The following is a 21,994-nucleotide window of genomic DNA, read 5'->3' as shown; positions in this document are numbered from 1 at the left end:
GTGGGGATGGAATGAGGGGAGTCTCGCGAAGCGAGACCCGGATGGAGGGGCAAGACTTTTTGGTTCCTTTTGGGGGGCCGGCCATCCGGGCGACTGCCAAAAGGAACTCGCCCAGCAGGGCGAAACCAATGCGTCGGCCAACTGCGCCAATGGGTTGTACTCGAAGAACCCCAAGCCCAAGCCCAAACGCTTCGCGGCAAAAGCGCCCAGCCTCCCCATTCTCCAAGCCCCACCGCACGGCCAACGCATCCATTCCCATCACCTAAAACGGCTGAATACTGGTGGTCAACGTCCCCATCAACAGCGCCCAGCCATCAACCAGCACAAACACCATCAGCTTGAACGGCAACGAAATCATCATCGGCGAAAGCATCATCATGCCCATCGCCATCAGCACGCTGGCCACCACCAGGTCGATCACCAGGAACGGTACGAAGATCATGAAGCCCAGCTGGAATGCGGTCTTCAGCTCGCTCAGCACGAACGCCGGCAGCAGCAGCGAGAAATCCAGCTCGTCGAGGTCTTCCGGCAGCTGTTCGCCGGCCAGCGCCACCATGGTTTCCAGGGAGTTCTTGTTGGTCTGCGCCAGCATGAAACCGGCCAGGCTGCCCTTGGCCGAGTCCAGCGCCTGTTCCAGGGTGATCTCGTCGTTCTGGAACGGCTCGTAGGCCTGGCTGTGGATTTCCTGCCAGACCGGGCGCATCACCAGCAGGGTGACGATCAGCGCGATGCCGATCAGCACCTGGTTCGGCGGGCTCTGCTGCAGGCCGATGGCCTGGCGCAGGATGGCCAGCACGATGATGAAGCGGGTAAAGCAGGTCATCATCATCAGCATCGCCGGCAGGAAGCCGAGCAGGGTCATGAGGATGAGGATCTGCAGTTTTACCGAGAACTCCTGGCCATTCTCGGTATCGTTCAGGTTGAACAGGGTGATCTCGCCGCCGGCGGCCTGGGCTGCCAGGGGCATCAGCCCGATCAGCAGCAGGCCGAGCAGGCTTAGGCCGCGACGCAGCTTCATGGCGTGAAGGCGTCCAGGCTGGTGCCGGACAGTTCGACGATGCGCAGGCCGTAGTTGCCGTTCATCACCACCACCTCGGCCTTGGCGAACAGGGTGCCGTTGACCTTCACGTCCAGCGGCTCGCCGGCCAGCTTGTCGAGCACGATCACGCTGCTGGTGTCGCACTCCATCAGCTCCTTGAGGGAAATTTCCGCGGAGGCGACTTCCAGGGTGACGTTCACCGGAATCTTGCCGAAGAAGCTCAGGTTCTGGCGCGGTGCAGGCGCGGCCGCCGGGGCCGGTGCAGCGGGCTCGTCGACCGCATCCAGGCTCAGGTCGCCTTCGTTGATGAGGCTTTCGAATTCGTTGTCGGAAAGATGGCCGTTCATTGGGGGTTCACGCTTTCAAGTGAAGTGAGGAACAGGGCGCCATCCTCTTCGAAGATGGTGCCGCGATAGAGCTTCTGCTGGTTGATGCGCACTTCGTAACGGTCCAGCGGGCGCAGCATGAGGATGTCGTCGAGCTGCAGGGCGAGCACCTGCGCCAGTGGCATCTGCGCCGCGGCCACCACGCAATCGAGGCGTACCGGCAGGTGCTTGATGTGATCGAGGGGGTTACCGGGCTGGCGCGGCGCGGGCGGGCCGGCCAGGCGGCTGGTCAGTTCATCGACCAGCTCGGTGTCCAGATAGATGTAGATCGAGGAGCGGCTGCCGGTGATATGGCTGACGTACTCGTACTCGGCCACATACTCCCAGCTGGTCTCTTCATAATCGTTTCGGTAACTGTCGAGTTTGCCGAACGTCTCGCCGGACAATATCGAGCGGGCGAATATATCGGTGATATCCATGCCCAGCCGATTGCGCATGCGCTGTTCCGACGTGCTGATCGGCGGCGTGTCCTGGCTGGCAATGACGGTGCCGCCGTAATAGCACTCCAGTGCTTCGGTCAACAACGCACGGTCGATGGAAAACCCAACTTTTCCCATGGCCGAGCGATAGATGCAGTCCGGCTCTTCGCCGCGCTCTTCCTGAACATCTATGCGATTCAGTTCGAGATTGATGCGGTAATTACGCAGGAAATAATCGCCAATCAGCCGCGGATTCTTGTTGGTACTTTCCTTGATGTACTGCGGAATCTTGTGGTGATGCCGTCCCAGCTTCTGCGGTTTCAATACAGTCAGGCTTTGGGCGGGCACGCCATGGTGGACTTTTGCATTGCCAGTCATGTTGTGAACTGTATGTCCTGAGGTCGGTGAACACGGCGGTGATGCCGCTGGCCATTGGTGCAGACAAGTGGGCTGGCTGGCGCGGGTGTTTTTCCGGGCACGGCTCTAGCGTGCCGCCATCCTAGGCATGGGCGCGTGAGAGGGTTAAATCAAGAGATATCAAATGACCTCTTTTGAGCTCATCTGGCATCGGTTGATTTCAATTAAGCAGAACTGATTGGGCGACGGTGCTGGCGCGCTGATAGCGTGCGCGCACTTGTTCGGAGTACCGACGGAAGTGCGCTGGGTCGATTGCGAGTCAGAAGCCAAAAGCGGCAGGTAGTTCCGAAAAATTAAACAGATTTTTTTCTTTCGCATTCCGCCGGGCCGCTTCGTGTCATTGCAGTGGTGCCGGGAAGGCAAGGTGGGTCACATTGAAAAGTATCGGTCAGGCAATGAACTACTCATGCGACGAGCTATTCGATGAATTGCCGCTGAAAAAGGTTGCCGTCATTGGCAGTACGCAAGCGGCGGCTGGTGATTTTCTTCAGGCGGGATTGCGCCGTCAGCGCTGCGAAGTTGCCCGTTACGAAGACTTGGCGGACCTTGGCAAGCGCGAACTCGAGCAACTTTCCCTGGCATTTATCGTGGTCGGAAGTTTGCCGGCCCGTTCGCTTTACGCGCAGGTGGAAACACTGCTGCAGCGCGCCCGTAATATCTGCCTGATTCCGGTAGTCGAATACGCCGACCAGGAAAAGGCGGCTACTTTGCTGGAACTGGGTTGCGTCGATTACCTGCTGTCTCCGTTCAGCGAGACCCAGCTGGGCGCATTGCTGCGCCGCCAGGTCTGTGCCGAGACCGCCCAGGAAAGCTTCGTTTCCTGCTCCCAGGCCGGTCGCCGGCTACTGGCCATGGCCCAGCGCGTGTCCCTGACCCGTGCGCCGATCCTCATCACCGGCGAGACCGGCACCGGCAAGGAGCTGATGGCGCGCTACATCCATCGCTTCTCCGCCAGCCCGGACGCGCCCTTCGTCGCGGTGAACTGCGCGGCGATCCCCGAGCAGATGCTCGAATCCATTCTCTTCGGTCACGAGAAGGGCGCCTTCACCGGCGCGGTGAGCGCCCAGCCCGGCAAGTTCGAGTTGGCCAATGGCGGCACCCTGCTGCTCGACGAGATCGGCGAATTGCCGCTGGGGCTGCAGGCCAAGCTGTTGCGCGTGCTGCAGGAACAGCGCGTGGAGCGGCTCGGCGGGCGCCGCGAGATAGAGCTGAACGTGCGCATCATCGCCGCGACCAACCGCGACCTGCAGCAGGAGGTGGCCGAGGGCCGCTTCCGCGCCGACCTGATGTTCCGCCTCGACGTGCTGCCGCTGCATATCAGCCCGTTACGCGAGCGCAAGGAAGACGTGCTGCCGCTGGCCCGCCGCTTCATCAGCAAGTACGCGCCGCAGGAAGCCCACGACGAGCTGCTCACCGAGGATGCCTGCCGCGCGCTGCTGCAGCACGACTGGCCGGGCAACGCCCGCGAACTGGAAAACACCGTGCAGCGCGCGCTGGTGCTGCGCAATGGACTGTTCATCCAGCCGCAGGACCTGGGCTTGGCGGTGCCGGCAGGCATGCCGGCACGTAGCGAGCGGCCGCTGGCGCTCGCTGCGGAGAACGGCAAGGCGGCGCTGCGCGCCAGCGGCAAGTGGGCCGAATACCAGCACGTGATCGACACCATCCGCCGCTTCGACGGCCACAAGGCCAAGGCCGCCGCCAGCCTGGGCATGACCTCGCGCGCGCTGCGCTACCGCCTCAATGCCATGCGCGAGCAGGGCATCGAGCTGAATTTCTGAATCATCGGGGAGCACGACCATGAGTTCCATCAACCAGGTACAGCAGGATCTGCTGAGCCGCATGCAACAGCTGGCCGAGGTCGCCGGGAGCCCGGCAATCAAGCCGGCGAGCCAGCCGGCGGCCGACGCTGGCGGTCTGTTCATGGCGGCGATGCGCTCGGTCGATGCCCAGCAGCACCAGGCCAGTGCGGCAGTCGCCGCGGTGGACAGTGGCAAGAGCGACGATCTGGTCGGCGCGATGATCGACAGCCAGAAGGCCAGCGTGTCGTTCTCGGCGCTGCTGCAGGTGCGCAACAAACTGACCACGGCGTTCGACGACGTCATGCGAATGCCGCTTTGATCGGCCCAGAGAGCTAAGACGTGCTGCAGAAACTCAAATCCCGGTGGCCCGAAGGCGGGCTGCAACTCGATCCGCGTGTGACGCTGGCCGGCATGGCGGTGATCGCCGCCGCGCTGGCGGTGGCCGTGGCCTTCTACCTGTGGCGCGACAACGGCTCGTTCCGCCCGCTGCACGGCGCCGGCGAGTCGTTTCCCGCTGCCGAGGTGATGCAGGTGCTCGACGGCGAGGCGCTGCAGTACCGTATCCATCCGCAGAGCGGCCAGATCCTGGTGCGCGAGGATCAGCTGGCGCGGGCGCGCCTGTTGCTCAACGCCAAGGGCGTGAAGGTCGCGCAGCCGGCTGGCTACGAACTGTTCGACAAGGAAGAGCCGCTCGGCACCAGCCAGTTCGTCCAGGACGTGCGCCTCAAGCGCAGCCTGGAAGGCGAACTGGCGCGCACGGTGATGGCGCTCAAGGGCGTGCAGCAGGCGCGGGTGCATCTGGCGCAGGAGGAGAACAGCTCCTTCGTGGTCAGTAAACGCGCACCGAGCAAGGCGTCGGTGATGCTGCAGCTGGAGCCGGGCTATACGCTCAGCCATGATCAGGTCGGCGCCATCATCAATCTGGTCGCCAACAGCGTGCCCAATCTCAAGCCCGAAGATGTCGGCGTGGTGGACCAGTATGGCGCGCTGCTTTCGCGCGGGCTCAACGTCGGCGGCGGGCCGGCGCAGAACTGGCAGGCGGTGGAGGATTACCAGCAGAAGGCGGTGGCCAATATCGAGCAGGTGCTGGCTCCGGTGCTGGGTCTGGGCAATTACCGCATCAGCGTTGCCGCCGATATCGACTTCAGCCAGAAGGAAGAGACCTTCCAGTCCTACGGCGACACGCCGCGCCTGCGCAACGAGGTGCTGCGCAACGAGAGCGCGCTGGATCAGCTGGCGCTGGGCATTCCCGGTTCGCTGGCCAACCGCCCGGTGGCGCCGCCGAAGGCGGGCGAGGAACCTGCGCCGGCCAAGGCGGAAACCAAGGGCGCCACCTCGCTGCGCGAGGAGTCGACCCGCCAGCTGGATTACGACCAGAGCGTGGTGCACGTCAAGCATGCCGGCTTCGCCCTGCGCCAGCAGAGCGTGGCGGTGGTGCTCAATGCCGCGGCCGCGCCGGAGGGTGGCTGGACCGACGAGGCCCGCGCCGAGCTGGAAGCGATGGTACGCAGCGCGGTCGGCTTCCAGCAGGCGCGCGGTGATCTCCTGAGTCTCAGCGTGTTGCCGTTCGCTGCCGTGGAGCCGGTCGAGCAGGACGTGCCCTGGTGGGAGAACAGCCAGGTCCATGCGCTGGCCAAGATCGGTGTGGCCGGGCTGATCGCCCTGCTGTTGCTGCTGATCGTGGTGCGCCCGGCGGTACGCAACCTGACCCAGCGCAGCGTCGCGGCGCTGCCGCAGGGCGACGGGCTGGAAGGCAGCGTGGTCGAGCCGAGTGCACCGGCTGCGCTGGAAGGCGACAACCGGCCGGCACTGGCCAGCCCGCGCGAACCTGGCGGGCCACACGTCTTCGGTGAGCTCAACCCGCTTTCGGAAATCCGCCTGCCGGCGCCGGGCTCGGGCCTGGAACTGCAGATCGAGCACCTGCAGATGCTCGCCAAGAACGACCCCGAGCGGGTCTCGGAAGTTATCAAGCATTGGATAGGGCGCAATGAAAGAGACCTCAACCCAGCCGGCTGACAGCCAGGCATCGTCTCGCGAGATCAAGGCGCGGCCGGTGCAGCTGCGCTCGGTCAGTTCGCTGGATCAGGCGGCAATCCTCATGCTGAGCATGGGTGACGAGATTTCCGCCGGCATCCTGCGCAACTTCTCCCGCGAGGAAATCATCAGCATCAGCCAGGCCATGGCGCGGCTGTCCAACGTCAAGCAGCCGATGGTTTCCGATGTGATCAGCCGCTTCTTCGACGACTACAAGGAGCAGAGCAGCATCAAGGGCGCCTCGCGTTCCTACCTGGCCGGCATGCTCGGCAAGGCGCTGGGCGGCGACATCACCCGTTCGCTGCTCGATTCCATCTACGGCGAGGAGATCCGCGCCAAGATGGCCAAGATGGAGTGGCTCGATCCCAAGCAGTTCGCCGCGCTGATCGCCAAGGAGCATGCGCAGATGCAGGCGGTGTTCCTTGCCTTTCTGCCGCCGGGCATGGCCACCGAGGTGCTCGAGTGCATGCCGGCCGAACGCCAGGACGAGCTGCTCTACCGCATCGCCAACCTCTCGGAGGTCAACAGCGACGTCATCGCCGAGCTGGAGCAGCTGATCGACCGCAGCCTCAAGGTGCTCAGCACCCAGGGTTCGCAGGTGCGTGGCGTGAAGCAGGCGGCGGACATCATGAACCGCTTCAAGGGCAATCGCGACCAGATGTTCGAGCTGCTGCGCGCGCACAACGAGGAGCTGGTCGGCAAGATCGAGGACGAGATGTACGACTTCTTCATCCTCTCGCGGCAGAACCAGGACGTGCTGCAGACCCTGCTGGAAGTCATCCCGCTGGACGAGTGGGTGGTCGCGCTCAAGGGCGCCGAGCCGGAGCTGGTCAAGGCCATCCAGGGCGCCATGCCCAAGCGCCAGGCGCAGCAGATGGAATCGATCAACCGGCGTCAGGGCCCGGTGCCGCTGAGCCGTGTCGAGCAGGTGCGCAAGGACATCATGGCCGTGGTGCGCGAGATGTCTGCCGATGGCGAGCTGCAGGTTCAGCTGTTCCGCGAACAGACGGTGGAATGAGATGACGGTCAAGGTGATCAAGGGTGCCGACCGCAGCTGGCGTCCGTTCCGCTTTCCGCCGCGGGTGAAGCCACAAGGCCCGGCGGCGGAGACCCTGGCCGGCGACCCGGCAGCCCTGCAGCGGGCGGTGGCCGACGGTTTCCAGGAAGGCATCGACAAGGGCTACCGCGAAGGGCTGGAGCAGGGCCGCGAGGCCGGGCACCGCGAAGGCTTCCAGCGTGGCGTCGAGGACGGCAAGGCGCTGGGCCTGGAAGACGGCCGGCTGCAAGGACGGCGGGCGTTCGACGAAGCCGGCCGGCCGCTGGACCGGCTGATCGAGTCGTTCGAACGCTTTCGTAGCGAGTACGAGCAGGCGCGCCGCGAGGAACTGCTGGAGCTGGTGCAGAAGGTCGCGCGCCAGGTGATCCGTTGCGAGCTGACGCTGCATCCCACGCAACTGCTGACCCTCGCCGAGGAAGCGCTGAGCGCCATGCCGGGTGATCAGGAAGACGTACGCATCCATCTCAACCCGGAAGAGTGCGCGCGCATCCGCGAGCTGGCGCCGGAACGCGCCGCCGCCTGGCGCCTGGTGCCGGACGAGAAGCTCGCGCTCGGCGAGTGCCGCGTGCTCACCGCCCAGGCCGAAGCCGACATCGGCTGCCAGCAGCGGCTGGACTCGTGCATGGAAACCCTCGCCGAACACATCACGGCGCAGGGCTGAGTCATGGCCCTGCGCGACAGCTTTCGCCTCGACGAGGCCCTGCGCTCGCTGGACAACGTCCAGCTGGCCAAGGTCAGCGGGCGGCTGGTGCGCGTCTCCGGGATGCTGCTGGAGAGCCTCGGCTGCCAGCGCATGACCGGCCAGCGCTGCTATGTCGAGCAGGGCGACGGCAGCATGCTGGAGGCGCAGGTGGTGGGCTTCAACCGCGATATCACCTACCTGATGCCGTTCAAGAAACCGGTCGGCCTGACCGCCGGCTCGCGGGTGTTCCCGGCGCCGGACGAGGCCAAGCTGCATATCGACGAATCCTGGCTGGGCCGCGTGGTCAACGGCCTCGGCGAGCCGCTGGACGAGCTGGGCAAGCTCGGCGGGCGCGACCCGCTGCCGGCCGAGCTGCCTTCGGTCAATCCGCTCAAGCGCAAGCCGGTCAGCGAAGCGCTGGATGTCGGCGTGCGCGCCATCAATGCCATCCTGACCCTGGGCAAGGGCCAGCGCGTCGGCCTGTTTGCCGGCTCGGGAGTGGGCAAGAGCGTGCTGCTGGGCATGATCACCCGGCAGACCAAGGCCGATGTGGTGGTGGTCGGCCTGATCGGCGAGCGCGGCCGTGAGGTGCAGGAATTCCTCCTGCATTCGCTGGGCGAAGAGGGCCTGAAGAAGGCCGTGGTGGTGGTCGCACCGGCCAACGAATCGCCGCTGATGCGCCTCAAGGCCACTGAGCTCTGTCACAGCATCGCCGCCTATTTCCGCGACCAGGGCCATGACGTGCTGCTGCTGGTGGATTCGCTGACCCGCTATGCCATGGCTCAGCGCGAGATCGCTCTGGCCCTCGGCGAGCCGCCGGCGACCAAGGGCTACCCGCCGTCGGTGTTCGGCATGCTGCCGGAGCTGGTGGAAAGCGCCGGCAATGGCGCCAGCGACAACGGCAGCCTGAGCGCCATCTACACGGTGCTGGCCGAAGGCGATGACCAGCAGGACCCCATCGTCGACTGCGCGCGGGCGATTCTCGACGGCCACATCGTGCTCTCGCGACGCCTGGCCGAAGCCGGGCATTACCCGGCCATCGACGTCTGCGCCTCGGTCAGCCGCTGCATGAGCCAGGTCGGCCAGCCGGCGCACCTGGGCGCGGCACGCCAGCTCAAGGAGTGCTACAGCACCTTCGAGAAGATCAAGGAGCTGATCCCGCTCGGCGGTTACACGCCGGGGGCGGACATCAAGACCGATCGTGCGGTGCAGTTGGCACCGACCATCGAGCGCTTTCTGCGCCAGGACGTCGGCGAAGCCGCCGAGCTGGAAACCAGCGTCGCCACCTTGCAGAACATCCTCGGGAAACCGCGATGAAACAGCAGATCGAGACCCTCGGCCGCCTGGCCAGCCTGCGCAGCCACCGGGTGCGGCAGATGCTCGGCCGCGTGCAGTACCAGCAGAACCTCTGCCAGCGCTACCGCAACAACATCACCGGCCTGAGCCGCCTGTGCGGCTTTTCCGTGCCGATGAGCACACCGCTGCAGCGCGACAACCAGCAGCGCTACAAGGCCACCCTGTACAAGATGGTGGAGCTGCAGCGTCGCGAGCTGGCGGTGGCCGAGCAGGCGCTGGAGCGCATCCAGCGCGAGCTGCTGCAGGCCATGCGCAGCGAGAAGGTGGTCGAGCATGTGATCGAGGGCAAGCTGCAGCAATGGCAGCAGCTGCTCGCCCAGCAGGAGCAGAAGATCCAGGACGGGCTGGCCGCCCAGGCCCACTGGCGTGCCACCCATTGAGTGCCTCCCATCGAGCTGCTGCGACGGCCGTGGAGACTGCTCGCGGCGGTCGGTAGACTAGCCGCGCCCGGGCTGTGAACAGGCATTTAAGTTTCGTGCCCAAGCGGTCGCCTGTTTGGCTGTAACCACCGAGTTGGAAAGAAATCATGGAAATCAGCCGGCACTTCAAGCCCGCCCTGACACCGGCCACCGAGGCCGGCTCCATCCGCCAGACCACCGCGCGCCCGGCGCCGGAAAGTGCCGTGCGCCAGCCGGAAAGCCTGCCGCTGGAGCAGATGCACGACGCCCTGCGCGCCATGCCGGACATCGACCTGGACCGCGTTGCGGCGATCAAGCAGGCGCTGCAGCGCGGCGAGATCTCCACCGATCCCGCCGCGCTGGCCGGCAGCATGCTCGCCTATCACCGCGGAAGCGATGCGTGAACCAGCGTGACAAGCTGCTCGCGGTCGTCGCTGACGACCTGCAGCAGGATGGCGATGACTACCTGGCCCTGCGCGACCTGATGCAGGCGCTCTACGCGTTCCTGCTCGAGCGCGACAGCTCGGAAATCGATCGCCTCAATCTGCAGATCACCACGCGCGTCGAAACCCTCGCCCTGCGCGCCCAGCGCCGGGCCAAGGTGCTCGGCGCCTTCCGCCTGCAGGCCGATGCCGAAGGCATGCAGCGGCTGCTCGGCTGCTATCCCGACGACCAGGCGACGCGCCTGCGCACGCTCTGGCAGAAGCTCGGCGCGCTGGCCAGCCAGTGCCAGCAGATCAACGAGCGCAACGGCAAACTGCTCGCCATGCACCACGAAATCCTCGGCCAGCTGCTGGCCGGCAGCCACGATGCGCGGCTGTACCAGCCGCAGCCGTACTGACTCTGCCATCACGTCCGGCCCTCCCGGCACGACCACGACCGCCCCGTTACTCGATCTCCGCAGCCTGAGCAGCCCGCTCCAGTCCCGGGCTGCGTGTTGTTTCGTCGACCGGCTTAAGTCGCCCCCCCTTCTTCGTCGCCTTTGTTCTGAGAGGTTTCGCTGTCCGGGCGAGGCGGAAGCGGCATTTCCCCGTTTCCTGTCGCGGCCGTCGAGCGGAAGTGCTTCTTCTGCGCCACTCGCGCAAAAGTGCTTTTAAATCAACGATTTGTGTATTGGCACTCAACTTGCTCTAGAGAGCACAGGAAGGGGATCGGCAATGGCGATAGATTCAGATTACGTAAAGCAGATGGCGACGCAGCTGGCGACCTACGAAGTTCAGTCTTCGCTGGACCGGCTCAATCGCAATGAAAGCAACTACAAGACCCAGCGTGACGCGCTGAGCAAGTTGCGCACATCCCTGACCACGTTCAAGTCAGCCATGTCCGGCCTGAAGACCGGCAACGCCACGATGCTGGTCAACAGTGCCTCGTTCAGCCAGGACGGCTATGCCAGTGCGACGGTCGGCACCCAGGCCCAGCCCGGCAGCTACCAGTTCTATGTCGAACAGCTGGCCAGCAAGCAGCAGGTCGCCGTGCAGGGGCTGGTCGACGGCAGCCTGAGCGGGACGCTGACGCTCAAGGACCAGACATTTACGCTGGGCGAATACGCCACCCTTGACGATGCTGCCAAGGCGATCAACGCGACCGCCGACCTTGGCGTGCAGGCCACGCTGGTGCGCAGCAATGGTGAAGTCAGTCTGGTACTCACCAGCAGCGAAAGCGGCGCGGCCAATGCGTTTGCGCATTCGTTGACCGGTACTGCCGCTACCACTACGCCGCTTTCGACCGCGGCCGATGCGCAGATCCGCATGGGCGGCTCGTTCGGCAGCGGTGGCATCGTACTGACCAGCTCGAGCAACAGCTTCGACAACGTCATCGATGGCGTCAGCCTCTCCGTGAACAAGGTACATACCGCCAGCGACTCGGCGCTTACGCTGACTGTCGGCCAGGACCAGAGCGCCACCAAGGGCAAGGCACAGAGTTTCATCGATGCGTTCAACGCGCTGATGACCAGCTTCGATTCGCTGACTGCCAGCGGCAGCGACAGCAGCGCCCGTGGTGCATTGGCTGGTGATTCCAGCATCCGTTCCATCGAGAGTCGCCTCAACGGCTTGCTGCGCACCGACTTCGCGGGCAGCAGCCTGATCGATTTCGGCATCAGCGCCGACCGCAACGGCAAGCTGACCATCGACGCCAGCCGCTTCGAGGCGGCGGTGGCGAAGGATCCGGCCGCCTTCGAGGCGCTGTTCACCGGCAAGGACAACCTGCTCGACAGCATCGACAAGACCGTCGCCAGCTACACCAGCAGCACCAACGGCATGCTGAAGAACCGCATGGACTCGCTGGACATGAACCTGCGGCGCATCGATGAGCAGTTCGAGAACCTGCAGCAGCAGTACGACAACTATTACTCCCGTTACCTCAAGCAGTACACCTCCATGATGCAGACCATGCAGAGCATGGAGCAGACCTTCGGAATGTTCTGATGACCTACCTCCCCAACGACAGTTACGACAGCTATCGCGCGGTGGACCTGGAAGCGCGCGCCGCTTCCGCTTCGCCCTACGAACTGGTGCTGGTGCTGATGGACGGCCTACTCGACGAGTTGGCGCGTGCCCGTGGGCATATCGAGCACAAGCGCTATCAGCAGAAAGGCGCCTCGCTGGAAAAATGCATGAACATCCTCAACGGTCTCAACGGTGCGCTGGACGAGGAGGGCGGCGGTGAGGTCGTGCAAAGCCTGGCCAGGCTGTACGAGTACTGCATCTACCGCCTTTCGGACGTCAGCGTGACGTTGTCGCTCGATGGGTTGGACGAAGTGGTGAAGCTGGTGGGTGTCCTGCGCGAAGGCTGGGAGGGCATCAGTGCCGCACGCAAGTGATGCGCAGCGCCTGCAGGCGCTGCATGCCCAGCTCACCGCTGCCCTGGCTAGCGGTGACTGGCGTGTCGTCGGCGAGGTGGATGGGGCGATTCGGCAGTGCCTCGAGCAGTTGCCGCGCGACCCTGCGGCCGATCCGGCGGTGCAGGCGGCCAGGGCGCAGCTCCGAACGCTGCACGGAAAGGCGCTGGAAGCCTGTGCCGAGGAGTGTGAGCGCTTGCGCCTGCTGCTGGTGAATCACCTGGAGTACGCCGAAGGGCGTGCGGCCTACCAACGTATCGACATGTTCGCCGCAGGAGATGGCCGGTGATTCAGTTGCCTGCACAGCGCATTGCCGGAGACGCCGCAGGCGGCTCCGAGCTGACCGGCGCGCTACCCCGCCCGGCCTCGATGAGCGCTCGGGGCGCGGCGCCTCCCGGGACGGCTGCGCCGATCGCGTCCGGCTTCCGCGAGCGCCTGCTGCGTGCGGCCATCGTCGATCCGGAGCAGACGCTGCAACAGAGCGCGCCGCCGCCTGAGCCGCTGCCATCGCCAGTGGCGCCGCCGGCCGGCTCCGAGGCCGAGCGCGCCGACAGCGAGCCGCTCGAGGAAACCGCTGCCGAGCAGTGGTTGCAGGGCATGCTCGGTCAGCAGCAGGTGGTGGTGCAGGCGCGCGAGGCGGGCACTGCCCAGCCGCTGGCCTGGCCCTTGCCGGCCGAGTCGGTCGCTGCTGCGGCAACCGAGCAGGCCGTTGCGCAGGTCGAGAGCTTCGTCGAACGGCAGCAGTATGGCCAGCCGCTGCCATGGCCGGTTGTGACGGCCGGCGAACGCCAGGGCGCGGCTCCCGCTGAACGCCAGCCGGCGCCGGTACTGCGGCCAGGCTTAGAGACCGCCGCGGCGTGGACAGCGCCGACAGCGAGCGCGTCGTTGCTCGACGCGCAGCTGCCGACCGAACAGCTGGCACCGCTCGAGCCCGCTGCGCCGGGCGAAGTAGGCGAGGCGCCGCTGCTCACCGGCGAGCGACCCGCCAGCCCGGCGCTGCAAGGCGCCGAGCGCCTACTCAGGTTGCAGGCACCGGAGGCCAAGTGGGGCGAGCAGATGCTGCATGCGCTGCGCGAGCACGTCGAGGTGCAGCTGCAGCAGCGTCAGCAGAGCGCCAGCATCCGCCTCGATCCGCCGGAGCTGGGCAGTCTGGAAATCCACCTCAGCCATGAATCCGGACGCCTCACGGTCCAGCTCAGCGCCGCCCACGCCGATGTCGCGCGCCTGCTGCAGCAGACCAGCGACCGGCTGCGGCAGGAACTGGTCGCGCAGCATTTCGTGCAGGTCAACGTGCAGGTTGGTGCCGATAGCGGCCGGGACCGCCAGGGTCAGCCTCGGCAAACCCGTGACGAGGAGCAGGTGCTTGCCGCCGCTGCCACCGCGCTGCCGGAGCGCAGCGGGCGCTCGGCCGGGCTTGCCAACGATGTGCTGGTCACGGTCTGACCGGCTCACTTTCAACTACAGGATCCGAATTGGTTATGTCGACGCCCCGTCTCGTTCTTCTGATGCTGCTGCTCAATGTCGTCACCGTGGCCGGCGGCGTCGGTGCCGCCTATTGGCTGCTCAAGCCGGGCATGGCCGGCGGTGAAGTGGTGGCCGAAACCATCGAGCCGGTGCAGTACGAGTTCTATGCCGTGCCCAAGGTCATCGTCAGCCTGCGGGGGGACGGCCGCGAGCGGTATTTCGTGCTCGACCTGGCGCTGCAGGCCGAAGCTTCGGATGAGCCGAAGAACTTCGAGCAGATCGAACCGCTGGTGCGCAACTCGGTGGTCAGCTACCTGTCCGGGCTGGAATTCGCCGAGCTACGCGCGATGCCCATCGGCGAGCTGCAGGCGCGCCTGGAAGAGGCGTTGTTCGCCGACTTTGCCAGCAAGAAGGCGGTGGTGCCGTTCCACCATGTGCTGGTCAACAAGCTGATCGTTCAATAAAGGCCCGCGCCATGAACGCCACCTGCCCCGTCGACTGCTACACCGCCAGCCCGGCCGGCCACGCGCTGTTCGCGCCGGCCGACGAGCAGCGCTGGATGATGCAGTACCTGCCGCTGGTCAAGCGCATCGTGCGCCAGCTGTCGCTGCAGGCGAACCAGGTGCTCGACCGCGAAGACATGGAGCAGATCGGCATGATCGGGCTGCTCGAAGGCCTGCGTCGCTACGGCGAACCGGACGAGCAGTTCGGTCGCTTCGCCGCGCTGCGCATCCGCGGTGCCATCCTCGACGAGCTGCGCCGTCAGGACTGGCGGCCGCGCCAGGTCCGGCAGCAGGCGCACAAGGTGCGCGACGCGATCCGCGAGCTCACCCGCCAGCTCGGCCACACGCCGAGCGACGAGGAGATCAAGGCGTTCACCGGGCTGGATGAAAAGGACTACCAGGCCTTCCTCTGGGCCGATTCGTCGGAGGCCATCGAGAGCCTCGACGAACTGCTGCAGAGCGGTCACGAGCATTTCCCCGATGCCGCCGAACTGTTCGAGGAACGGCTGCTCAAGGAGCGCCTGCTGGAGCAGGCGCTGGCGCGGCTGGACGAGCGCGAGCGGCTGGTGTTGACGCTGTATTACCAGCACGAGTTGAGCCTCAAGGAAATCGCCCTGGTGCTGGAGGTCAGCGACGCCAGGGTCTGTCAGTTGAGCAAGCAGGCGATCGGCAAGGCCTGTCGCTTTCTGGGGTCGGTGGACCCTTAACCGAGAGAAGTCAGTAACGTCATGCAGAAAGTATTAGGTGCGTTCATCATCATCGGTTGCGTCCTCGGTGGCTACGCCATGGCCAACGGCGACATGCGGGTGCTCTGGCAGCCGGCGGAAGTGGTGATCATCCTTGGCGCCGCGATCGGCAGCCTGGTGGTCGGCAATCCGAAGGAGGTGCTGATCGAGATGCTGCACCAGATCAAGGGCGTCTTCGCCTACCAGCGTCGTGGCGAGGAGTTCCAGCGCCAGTTGCTGATGCTGCTCTATGAGCTGCTGGAAATGGTCGACGTGGGCGGTCTCAAGGTGCTCGATTCGCACATCGAGGAGCCGGAGCAGAGCGACCTGTTCGTGCGCTACCCGCTGATCCTGCAGGAAAAGAACCTGATGGCGTTCATCGCCGACAACTTCCGCCTGATGGCCATGGGCAAGATCAGCGCCCACGAACTCGAGGGCTTCCTCGAGCAGGAGCTGGAGGCGATGGAACATGCGCTGATGCAGCCGTCGCGCTCGCTGTTCAAGATCGGCGAGGCGATGCCGGGCTTCGGCATCCTTGCCGCGATCATGGGCATCATCATCACCATGGGCAGCATCGGCGGCAGCGTCGCCGAGATCGGCACCCACGTCGCTGCGGCGCTGGTCGGTACCTTTCTCGGCATCTTCTTCTGCTACTGCCTGATGGAGCCGCTCTCCAACGCCATGGGCCAGCGGGTCAAGACCGAGCTGTCGGCGCTTGAATGCGTGCGCACCACCCTGGTCGCGCATCTGGCCGGCAAGCCGACGCTGCTGGCGGTCGATGCCGGACGCAAGCTCATCGAACAGGACGTCAAGCCGGCCTTCCGTCAACTCGAGGTCTGGGTCAACCAGTACGAGGAAGAAAGGGACGCGGCATGAAGAGCCGAGACAAGGGCAAGGCCGGCGAACGCGAGATCATCATCAGGCGCCGAAGCAAGAAGGGCCACGGCGACGAGCACGGCGGCGCCTGGAAGGTGGCTTTCGCCGACTTCACCCTGGCCATGATGGCGCTGTTCATGGTGCTGTGGATCATCCAGCCGCAGATGAACCTGACCAACCCGGCCTCGGGCGATCAGGAAAGCAATCCGCTGGTCGATGGCGGTGCCGGCATCTTCGACGGCACCAGCACCTCGCCGTTGGAACTCGATGGTGTGCCACTGCGCCCGGCGCCGGACGAACCGTCGCCTCGGCATGACGAGACGGCAAGCCGGGACGGCGAGACGCCCACCGACGGCACCCGCCGCTATGCCTCGACCGCCGAGTTGCAGGCGCTGGCGGCGTTGATGCAGGAGGTCGCCGGGCAGGTCGACGCGCTGGCCAATCTGGAAGTGGACGTGGTGCCCCAGGGCCTGCGCATCCTGATCAAGGATGACCAGCAGCGCTTCATGTTCCAGCGCGGCAGCGCGGTGCTCAACCCGCACTTCGCCAAGTTGCTTGGCGTGCTGGCTGGGGTGCTGTCCAAAGTCGAGAACAAGCTGATCATCAGCGGTCACACCGACGCCACGCCCTACCGCCTGCAATCGGGCTACGACAACTGGAACCTGTCCGGGGACCGTGCCTTGCGTGCGCGCAATGTGCTGGTGTCGGCCGGCCTGCCGGCGCGCTCGGTGCTGCAGGTGACGGCCCAGGCGGATGTCATGCCGCTGCGCCCCGAGGCACCGGAAGACGGTGCCAACCGGCGGGTGGAGATTCTCTTGCTGACCGATTCGGCGGAGACGCTGTACAAGGAGCTGTTCGGCGACAGCTACGGCAAGGTGCGTTTCTCCGAGAGCGGTGCGCAATACAGCGGGGAGCTCAGCGAGGAAAGCTGAGCGCTGCCGGGCCGCACGCTGGCCCTCAGCGCTGTGCCACGGCCTGTTCGGCGCAGTACACCTGCTGGGTTTCGACGCCGTAGAGGCAGGCGCCGACCTGCTCGAGGGTGATGCGCGCACCCTTGTGCTTGCCATAGAGGAGATTGAAGACCAGCTCGTCGTCGAGCTCGCTGGCGGCTGCCAGGCCGCTGATCTCGCCCTCCTCAACGATCAGCCGTGCGCGGCCAAGAAGATCTGTTTCCACCCGGCCAGATGCTTCGACGATAGTGCTGCTGTTGCGCGTCATCGAGTAGAAGCGGCCGTCGCGGAACACCACGCTCTGGGTGACCGGCGCTAGCTCCCCATTACTGAGCAAGACCTGGCCAGTGGAGGCATACCGGCCAACCAGGCTGGCGCTGTAGCTGGTGGTGCCCATGGCGACCAGCGCCCAGAGTGCCATGGTCGTCGGTACCATTACTCGCAGCAGACGCTTGCTCGCGGCGCCGCTTTCGGAATGCGCCGTCATCGCAGACAACCTTGCAGTGTTTGGTTCGAAATGCTGTTCACCTGGCTGCGATGGACTTTCAGCCAGTTCACCTGGCCATCCTTGCGCAGACAGCGCAGCTCGTAGAAGCCGGGGGATTTATTGACGATCAACCGACTCGGGTGGCTATTCAGGCCGGCAATACTGGCAACCAGCAGCCGGGTTTCCTGCATCATGCGCTCAAGCTTCTGCTGGCTTTTCTCCACATAGAGCACTTCGAGCTGGCCGATGGAATGGTTGTGGGTCAGCGAGCCCTTGGGCGCATGCATGAAGCGATAGCCCAGGGCGACCACCGCGAGCAGCAGCGCCATGGCTGTGCCAAGCACGGTCGGTGCCAGCCAGGGCGACGCCTGCAGCGCAGCCGCCGCCGCATGTGGCTCCGTAATTTCCAGTGTTTGCGCGGCGCCAATGCTCGGCGGAGCCGGCTCTGCCTCGCTGGCTTCGAGCAGGTGGTTCGGATTGAACAGATACCCCCGCCGTGGCAGGGTCTGGATGATCTGGCTGGAGCTGTCGGATAGCACCTGGCGCAGGGTATAGATCTGCTGGTTCAGGCTGCCCTGGCCGACTACGCGATCCTCCCAGGCGTGGCGGAGCAGCTCCTCGCGCGAAACCACTTCTCCCGGAGTTTGCAGCAGGCGTTCCAATACGCGGCTGCCGGAGAAACCGAGATCGACCTTTTTCGCGTCGTCACCGGTGATCAGCATTAGCTGGTAGAGCGAACGGTCGAAGCGCGCCACGCGGCCGTCCTGCCCGCACTTCAGGAGCGGGCATGCAGTGCCATCGGTGGCCTGTCTGGGCGGAGATAAAGTCATAGGGCTCAGAAAAAGGTGCAGTGACTGTGATCTAGGACATGGGAGTACCGTGAACCGGTCGGCAATATATTGGCGCCGTTTTTTTGAACTTACAAGGGAACTAATCAGGGTTATAGCTGTCATGCATGATGGCTATGTGACATCACTGCGCAGATTGTGTGACTTGCCGGTCGGGAAGGGGGCGTTACAGGGCGCGTCATTGCTGGCTTCGGAGCAAGATGAGCGGGCGTGGACGATGCTCTGCGCGACATCTGACCATTGGTCGGATAGACGGTTGGCGGTGGTTCCGCAGAAAAAAAACGCCCCGACCGAGTCGGGGCGTTTTTGGTTGTAGCGAGCGGTCGGCCAGGGCTGGCCGACCGAGGATCATCAGCCCAGCAGGCCCATGACCATGCTTGGCATCTGGCCGGCTTGCTTGAGCATGGAGATGCCGGACTGCATCAGCATGCTGTTCTTGGTCATGTTGGCGCTTTCCGAGGCAAAGTCGGCATCCATGATGCGACCCTTGGCCATCTCGGTGTTGTCCTTCATGTTGGCCAGGTTGTTGGCGGTGTGGTTCAGGCGGTTGATATTGGCGCCGAACGCCGCACGCATTGTCCCAACAGCTGCGAGCGTCGTCTCGAGATTGTCCATGGCGGTACGCGAGTTAGCTGCGTCATCCAACGTGTCAGCAGCGTTGTCCGCGAGGGCATCGGTAACAGCGGTCAACTCACCGGTCAGATCGAGCTCCAACGTCTCAGCGCTGCTCGAGCCGATCTGGAACGACATTGCAGCGGCAAAACCTGTGGTATCGAAAAGTGCAGTTCCTGCGTACTTGGTGTTACTTACGATATTAGTCAGTTCGGCGTTCAGTTCCGTGAACTCGGCCTGAAGCGCGGTACGATCATCAGCGCTGTTGGTGTCGTTGGCAGACTGGGTTGCCAGGTCCTTCATGCGCTGTAGGATATCGGTCATTTCATTGAATGCACCCTCGGCGGTCTGCAGCAGCGAAACGGCGTCGCTGGTGTTACGCATCGCCACGCCCATACCACGGCTCTGAGCATTCAGGCGGGTGGCGATCTGCAGCCCGGCGGCGTCGTCGGCGGCGCTGTTGATGCGCAGGCCGGTGCCCAGGCGCTGCTGGTTGGTGCCCAGGGCGTTGTTGGTCTTGCTCAGGTTGGTCTGAGTGATCAGCGAGGAATAGTTGGTATGAATGGACAGGGCCATGTGAAAATCCTTCGTGCTAAGTGGGCTGTAGGAGCTGGCTTGACTGCCTGCTGAAAGGGTAAGGCGACAGCCCAACAAGAAGGATTAAATCCTGGCGCCAAAATTTTTTGGATTGCTCCCAATTGGCCTTTCAGCGCCCTTGGGCAGATCATATCCATGCACGTTCGCCTGTTAGAACGTACTGGTCACCACCCCTTCTTCCACCACCTTCGCATCGATCACCTTGCCGCTGCGTACGTTGCGTACGCGAATCACCTCGCCCGGCTGCCCGTCGCCCAGTGCTTCGCCGTTGGTGGAGGCTTCGATGCCGTCGTGGCTGGCGACGATCTTCACCGGCTGCCCGCGCCTGACTGCCAAGGGCTGCGCCAGCAGCGACGGGGTAAGGGTCTGCCCGGCGCGGATGCGTCGTTTCGCGGCCATGCCCTGCACCTCCTCCAGGCGATGAAAATAGCCGCGCTGGGCCTTGCCGATATTGATCGGCTCGAGCCTGAGGTCGTCGCGTCCGAGCGTCTGCCCGCGTTCGATGATGCCCTGGGCATGCACGGCCGGTAGCCACACGCTGGGCTGGCTGGTGACCTCCAGCGTCCAGCCGTCACTCTGCGGGCAGCTGATCGTCAACCGTTGCCGCTCCAGCAGCGACGGGGCGCCCCCTGTATCGCGAACCTGCAGCGGCTGATCACAGCGGGGCAGCCGCGCGGCACTGGCTGGCAGGCTGGTGTCGTGTCTCAGGCGCGCGCCCTGCCAACCCTGGCGCCTGGCTTCGCGTTGCAGCGCCGCGTTCAGGTGATGCTCCACGGCCTGGTGTATCTGGCGGTCGGTGCCGTCCTGCGCCACGGCCGGTCCCGCCAGCATCAGCAACAGTGCGATCGACCAAGCGGAAGCGGGTTTTCCGCTTCCGCCTTCACGGCGTCCCGGATGCGGAAGCAGAGCGCGGAAACGGTGTCGTTCTGTTTCGATTTTTTCTAACGAAATCAATGCATTGCCTTTGTTTTGGCGGGCCGGCATGAATGCTGCAAAAGCGAGCGACGGTTGACTCATGCTTCAAGGGTATCGGCGAATGAGTATACGGATTGAAGACGCAATCGGCGTTCACGAACGCGCGCTGGGTTTGCGCATGCAGCGCAGCGAGATCCTCGCGGCGAATCTGGCCAACGAAGACACCCCGGGCTTCCAGGCCCGCGACATCGACTTCGGCGCCGAGATGCAGCGCCTGGACGATGGTGCCTCGTCGCGCCTGAGCATCGCCGGCAGCGATCCGCGCATGCTCTATCGCGTACCGACCCAGGCTTCGCAGGACGGCAACACCGTCGAGCTGTCGGTCGAGCAGGCCCAGTTCTCGCGCAACTCCATGGATTTCCAGACCAGCCTGACCTTCCTGACCATGAAATTCCGTGGCCTGAAGCAGGCCATCGAGGGCCGCTGATGTCATTCGATTCCATCTACCGCATCGCCGGTTCGTCGATGAACGCGCAAACCGTGCGGCTGAACACCGTGGCCAGCAACCTGGCCAACACCGACTCGGCGGCCGCCAACCCGGCGGACGTCTACCAGGCGCGCAAACCGATGTTCGCCGCGGTGTACGAGAACAACTCGCTGACCCGCGGCGTCGGCCTGGGCGGCGCCCATGTGCAGGTGCTCGACGTGGTCACCTCCGGCGCCGAGCCCAAGCGCCGCTATGAGCCGGGCAATCCGCTGGCCGACGGCGAGGGCTACGTCTACTACCCCGACATCAACGAGATCGAGGAGATGACCGACATGATGTCGGCCACCCGCAGCTTCGAGACCGGTGTCGAGGTGCTCAACCGCGTCAAGAGCATGCAGCAGAGCCTGCTGCGCCTGGGAGAAGTCTGATGAGTAGCGTCAATTCCGCACTGGACGCCAGCCTGGCCGGCAACGGCATCGATCAGGTCAAGCGCGCGGTGAACGTCAGCGACGCCACCACGATGGAGAACAACTTCATCAGCCTGATGGTCGCGCAGATCAAGTATCAGGACCCGACCAAGCCGGTCGACAGCACCGAGTTTCTCAACCAGTTCTCGGCGATGTCCCAGGTCAAGAGCATGGAGAACATGACCAGCCTGGCGCAGAACAACCTGGTGCTGATGGACAACCTGCAGACCCTGACCGCCGCCGGCCTGGTCGGCCAGCAGGTGCGGGTGGCGACCGAAACCCTGCAGCTCGACGGCCAGCCGCTGCAGGGGCAGTTCACCCTGGCGCACGCCTCCAACCGCACGGCGCTGGTGCTGACCGATTCCAACGGCCAGAAGACCACCATCGAGCTCGGCGCCCGTGCGCCCGGCCAGGTGCCGTTCGACATCGACCCGCAGCGCCTCGGCCTGCCGGCCGGGCAGTACAGCGTGGTGATCGAGTCGGATAACGGCGAGTACCCGCAGGTGGAAGTCGCCGGTCTGGTCGGCAACGTGCGCGTCAGCCCCGGAGGCCCGGTGCTGCAGATCGACGGCGTCGGCTCGGTGCCGTTCTACAACATTCTCGAGTTCGGCGCCGGCAACGCCTGACGCCCGAACCT

General features: G+C 64.7%; 27 protein-coding genes. 20 read left to right on the top strand and 7 right to left on the bottom strand.

Features of this window, described 5'->3' with window-relative positions; genetic code table 11:
- Positions 1-262: 262 nt before the first annotated feature.
- Genes fliP through NAO55_RS02750 form a run of 3 tightly spaced genes read right to left on the bottom strand, consistent with a single transcriptional unit; the run spans position 263 to position 2,222 of the window.
- Positions 263-1,018: a flagellar type III secretion system pore protein FliP gene (fliP, locus tag NAO55_RS02760; protein ID WP_102839251.1), complete on the bottom strand. Its 756-nt coding sequence runs from the start codon at positions 1,016-1,018 to the stop codon at positions 263-265.
- Complete coding sequence (gene fliN / locus NAO55_RS02755; RefSeq protein ID WP_102839252.1) at positions 1,015-1,386, bottom strand: flagellar motor switch protein FliN; 372 nt, start codon at positions 1,384-1,386, stop codon at positions 1,015-1,017. Before fliN ends, fliP begins: the two co-directional genes overlap by 4 nt.
- Complete coding sequence (locus tag NAO55_RS02750) at positions 1,383-2,222, bottom strand: FliM/FliN family flagellar motor C-terminal domain-containing protein (RefSeq protein WP_084902924.1); 840 nt, start codon at positions 2,220-2,222, stop codon at positions 1,383-1,385. Before NAO55_RS02750 ends, fliN begins: the two co-directional genes overlap by 4 nt.
- 434 nt (positions 2,223-2,656) lie before the next feature.
- Between NAO55_RS02750 and NAO55_RS02745 the strand changes: the two genes are divergently transcribed.
- The 17 genes from NAO55_RS02745 to NAO55_RS02665 all read left to right on the top strand — a co-directional run bounded on the left by NAO55_RS02745 (position 2,657) and on the right by NAO55_RS02665 (position 16,926).
- Positions 2,657-4,039 (top strand): sigma-54 interaction domain-containing protein, encoded by a 1,383-nt coding sequence (locus NAO55_RS02745; RefSeq protein WP_102839253.1) that lies wholly within the window; start codon positions 2,657-2,659, stop codon positions 4,037-4,039.
- Positions 4,040-4,058: 19 nt separating this feature from the next.
- Positions 4,059-4,379 carry a flagellar hook-basal body complex protein FliE gene (gene fliE, locus NAO55_RS02740; RefSeq protein ID WP_102839254.1) on the top strand — a complete coding sequence of 107 codons (321 nt, stop codon included), beginning with the start codon at positions 4,059-4,061 and terminating at the stop codon, positions 4,377-4,379.
- 20 nt (positions 4,380-4,399) lie between these two features.
- Positions 4,400-6,076, top strand: a complete 1,677-nt coding sequence (fliF, locus tag NAO55_RS02735; RefSeq protein WP_102839255.1) for a flagellar basal-body MS-ring/collar protein FliF — start codon at positions 4,400-4,402, stop codon at positions 6,074-6,076.
- Positions 6,048-7,112, top strand: a complete 1,065-nt coding sequence (locus NAO55_RS02730; RefSeq protein WP_102839256.1) for a FliG C-terminal domain-containing protein — start codon at positions 6,048-6,050, stop codon at positions 7,110-7,112. The genes fliF and NAO55_RS02730 overlap by 29 nt, the downstream gene beginning before the upstream one ends.
- Before the next feature lies 1 nt (position 7,113).
- Positions 7,114-7,812, top strand: a complete 699-nt coding sequence (fliH, locus tag NAO55_RS02725) for a flagellar assembly protein FliH (RefSeq protein ID WP_102839257.1) — start codon at positions 7,114-7,116, stop codon at positions 7,810-7,812.
- A gap of 3 nt (positions 7,813-7,815) precedes the next feature.
- Positions 7,816-9,150, top strand: coding sequence for a flagellar protein export ATPase FliI (gene fliI / locus NAO55_RS02720; protein WP_102839258.1), 1,335 nt, complete (start codon positions 7,816-7,818; stop codon positions 9,148-9,150).
- Positions 9,147-9,569, top strand: coding sequence for a flagellar FliJ family protein (locus NAO55_RS02715; protein ID WP_014595426.1), 423 nt, complete (start codon positions 9,147-9,149; stop codon positions 9,567-9,569). The genes fliI and NAO55_RS02715 overlap by 4 nt, the downstream gene beginning before the upstream one ends.
- Positions 9,570-9,715: 146 nt before the next feature.
- Positions 9,716-9,991, top strand: coding sequence for a flagellar biosynthesis anti-sigma factor FlgM (gene flgM, locus NAO55_RS02710; protein ID WP_102839259.1), 276 nt, complete (start codon positions 9,716-9,718; stop codon positions 9,989-9,991).
- Positions 9,988-10,428 (top strand): flagellar protein FlgN, encoded by a 441-nt coding sequence (gene flgN, locus NAO55_RS02705; protein WP_102839260.1) that lies wholly within the window; start codon positions 9,988-9,990, stop codon positions 10,426-10,428. Before flgM ends, flgN begins: the two co-directional genes overlap by 4 nt.
- Before the next feature lie 316 nt (positions 10,429-10,744).
- Positions 10,745-12,013: a flagellar filament capping protein FliD gene (gene fliD, locus NAO55_RS02700; protein WP_102839261.1), complete on the top strand. Its 1,269-nt coding sequence runs from the start codon at positions 10,745-10,747 to the stop codon at positions 12,011-12,013.
- On the top strand, positions 12,013-12,408 hold the full coding sequence (gene fliS, locus NAO55_RS02695; protein WP_102839262.1) for a flagellar export chaperone FliS: 396 nt from the start codon (positions 12,013-12,015) through the stop codon (positions 12,406-12,408). The genes fliD and fliS overlap by 1 nt, the downstream gene beginning before the upstream one ends.
- On the top strand, positions 12,392-12,715 hold the full coding sequence (locus tag NAO55_RS02690) for a hypothetical protein (RefSeq protein ID WP_102839263.1): 324 nt from the start codon (positions 12,392-12,394) through the stop codon (positions 12,713-12,715). The genes fliS and NAO55_RS02690 overlap by 17 nt, the downstream gene beginning before the upstream one ends.
- Positions 12,712-13,869, top strand: a complete 1,158-nt coding sequence (locus NAO55_RS02685; RefSeq protein WP_232244574.1) for a flagellar hook-length control protein FliK — start codon at positions 12,712-12,714, stop codon at positions 13,867-13,869. Before NAO55_RS02690 ends, NAO55_RS02685 begins: the two co-directional genes overlap by 4 nt.
- A 35-nt stretch (positions 13,870-13,904) precedes the next feature.
- On the top strand, positions 13,905-14,354 hold the full coding sequence (locus NAO55_RS02680; RefSeq protein WP_102839264.1) for a flagellar basal body-associated FliL family protein: 450 nt from the start codon (positions 13,905-13,907) through the stop codon (positions 14,352-14,354).
- A gap of 11 nt (positions 14,355-14,365) precedes the next feature.
- Positions 14,366-15,100, top strand: coding sequence for a FliA/WhiG family RNA polymerase sigma factor (locus tag NAO55_RS02675; RefSeq protein ID WP_102839265.1), 735 nt, complete (start codon positions 14,366-14,368; stop codon positions 15,098-15,100).
- Between the two features lie 21 nt (positions 15,101-15,121).
- A complete protein-coding gene (gene motA, locus NAO55_RS02670; RefSeq protein ID WP_102839266.1) occupies positions 15,122-15,994 on the top strand; it encodes a flagellar motor stator protein MotA in 873 nt (290 codons plus the stop codon).
- Positions 15,991-16,926, top strand: a complete 936-nt coding sequence (locus NAO55_RS02665) for an OmpA family protein (protein ID WP_102839267.1) — start codon at positions 15,991-15,993, stop codon at positions 16,924-16,926. The genes motA and NAO55_RS02665 overlap by 4 nt, the downstream gene beginning before the upstream one ends.
- 25 nt (positions 16,927-16,951) lie before the next feature.
- Here NAO55_RS02665 and NAO55_RS02660 read toward each other — a convergent pair whose 3' ends face one another.
- The 4 genes from NAO55_RS02660 to flgA all read right to left on the bottom strand — a co-directional run bounded on the left by NAO55_RS02660 (position 16,952) and on the right by flgA (position 20,319).
- Positions 16,952-17,431, bottom strand: a complete 480-nt coding sequence (locus NAO55_RS02660) for a hypothetical protein (RefSeq protein ID WP_102839268.1) — start codon at positions 17,429-17,431, stop codon at positions 16,952-16,954.
- On the bottom strand, positions 17,428-18,261 hold the full coding sequence (locus tag NAO55_RS02655) for a transcriptional regulator (RefSeq protein ID WP_102839269.1): 834 nt from the start codon (positions 18,259-18,261) through the stop codon (positions 17,428-17,430). Before NAO55_RS02655 ends, NAO55_RS02660 begins: the two co-directional genes overlap by 4 nt.
- A gap of 369 nt (positions 18,262-18,630) precedes the next feature.
- Positions 18,631-19,467: a lateral flagellin LafA gene (gene lafA, locus NAO55_RS02650; RefSeq protein ID WP_102839270.1), complete on the bottom strand. Its 837-nt coding sequence runs from the start codon at positions 19,465-19,467 to the stop codon at positions 18,631-18,633.
- Positions 19,468-19,638: 171 nt separating this feature from the next.
- Positions 19,639-20,319, bottom strand: coding sequence for a flagellar basal body P-ring formation chaperone FlgA (gene flgA, locus NAO55_RS02645; protein ID WP_102839671.1), 681 nt, complete (start codon positions 20,317-20,319; stop codon positions 19,639-19,641).
- A 205-nt stretch (positions 20,320-20,524) separates the two neighbouring features.
- Between flgA and flgB the strand changes: the two genes are divergently transcribed.
- Genes flgB through NAO55_RS02630 form a run of 3 tightly spaced genes read left to right on the top strand, consistent with a single transcriptional unit; the run spans position 20,525 to position 21,983 of the window.
- Positions 20,525-20,890 carry a flagellar basal body rod protein FlgB gene (gene flgB, locus NAO55_RS02640; RefSeq protein WP_017245908.1) on the top strand — a complete coding sequence of 122 codons (366 nt, stop codon included), beginning with the start codon at positions 20,525-20,527 and terminating at the stop codon, positions 20,888-20,890.
- Complete coding sequence (gene flgC / locus NAO55_RS02635; RefSeq protein ID WP_014595442.1) at positions 20,890-21,318, top strand: flagellar basal body rod protein FlgC; 429 nt, start codon at positions 20,890-20,892, stop codon at positions 21,316-21,318. The genes flgB and flgC overlap by 1 nt, the downstream gene beginning before the upstream one ends.
- On the top strand, positions 21,318-21,983 hold the full coding sequence (locus NAO55_RS02630) for a flagellar hook capping FlgD N-terminal domain-containing protein (RefSeq protein ID WP_102839271.1): 666 nt from the start codon (positions 21,318-21,320) through the stop codon (positions 21,981-21,983). The genes flgC and NAO55_RS02630 overlap by 1 nt, the downstream gene beginning before the upstream one ends.
- The last annotated feature ends 11 nt before the right edge of the window (positions 21,984-21,994 follow it).

Origin of the sequence: Stutzerimonas frequens, assembly GCF_024448335.1 — a bacterium.
Classification (GTDB): Bacteria; Pseudomonadota; Gammaproteobacteria; order Pseudomonadales; family Pseudomonadaceae; genus Stutzerimonas; species Stutzerimonas frequens.
This window is presented reverse-complemented; position numbering and strand designations above follow the sequence as displayed.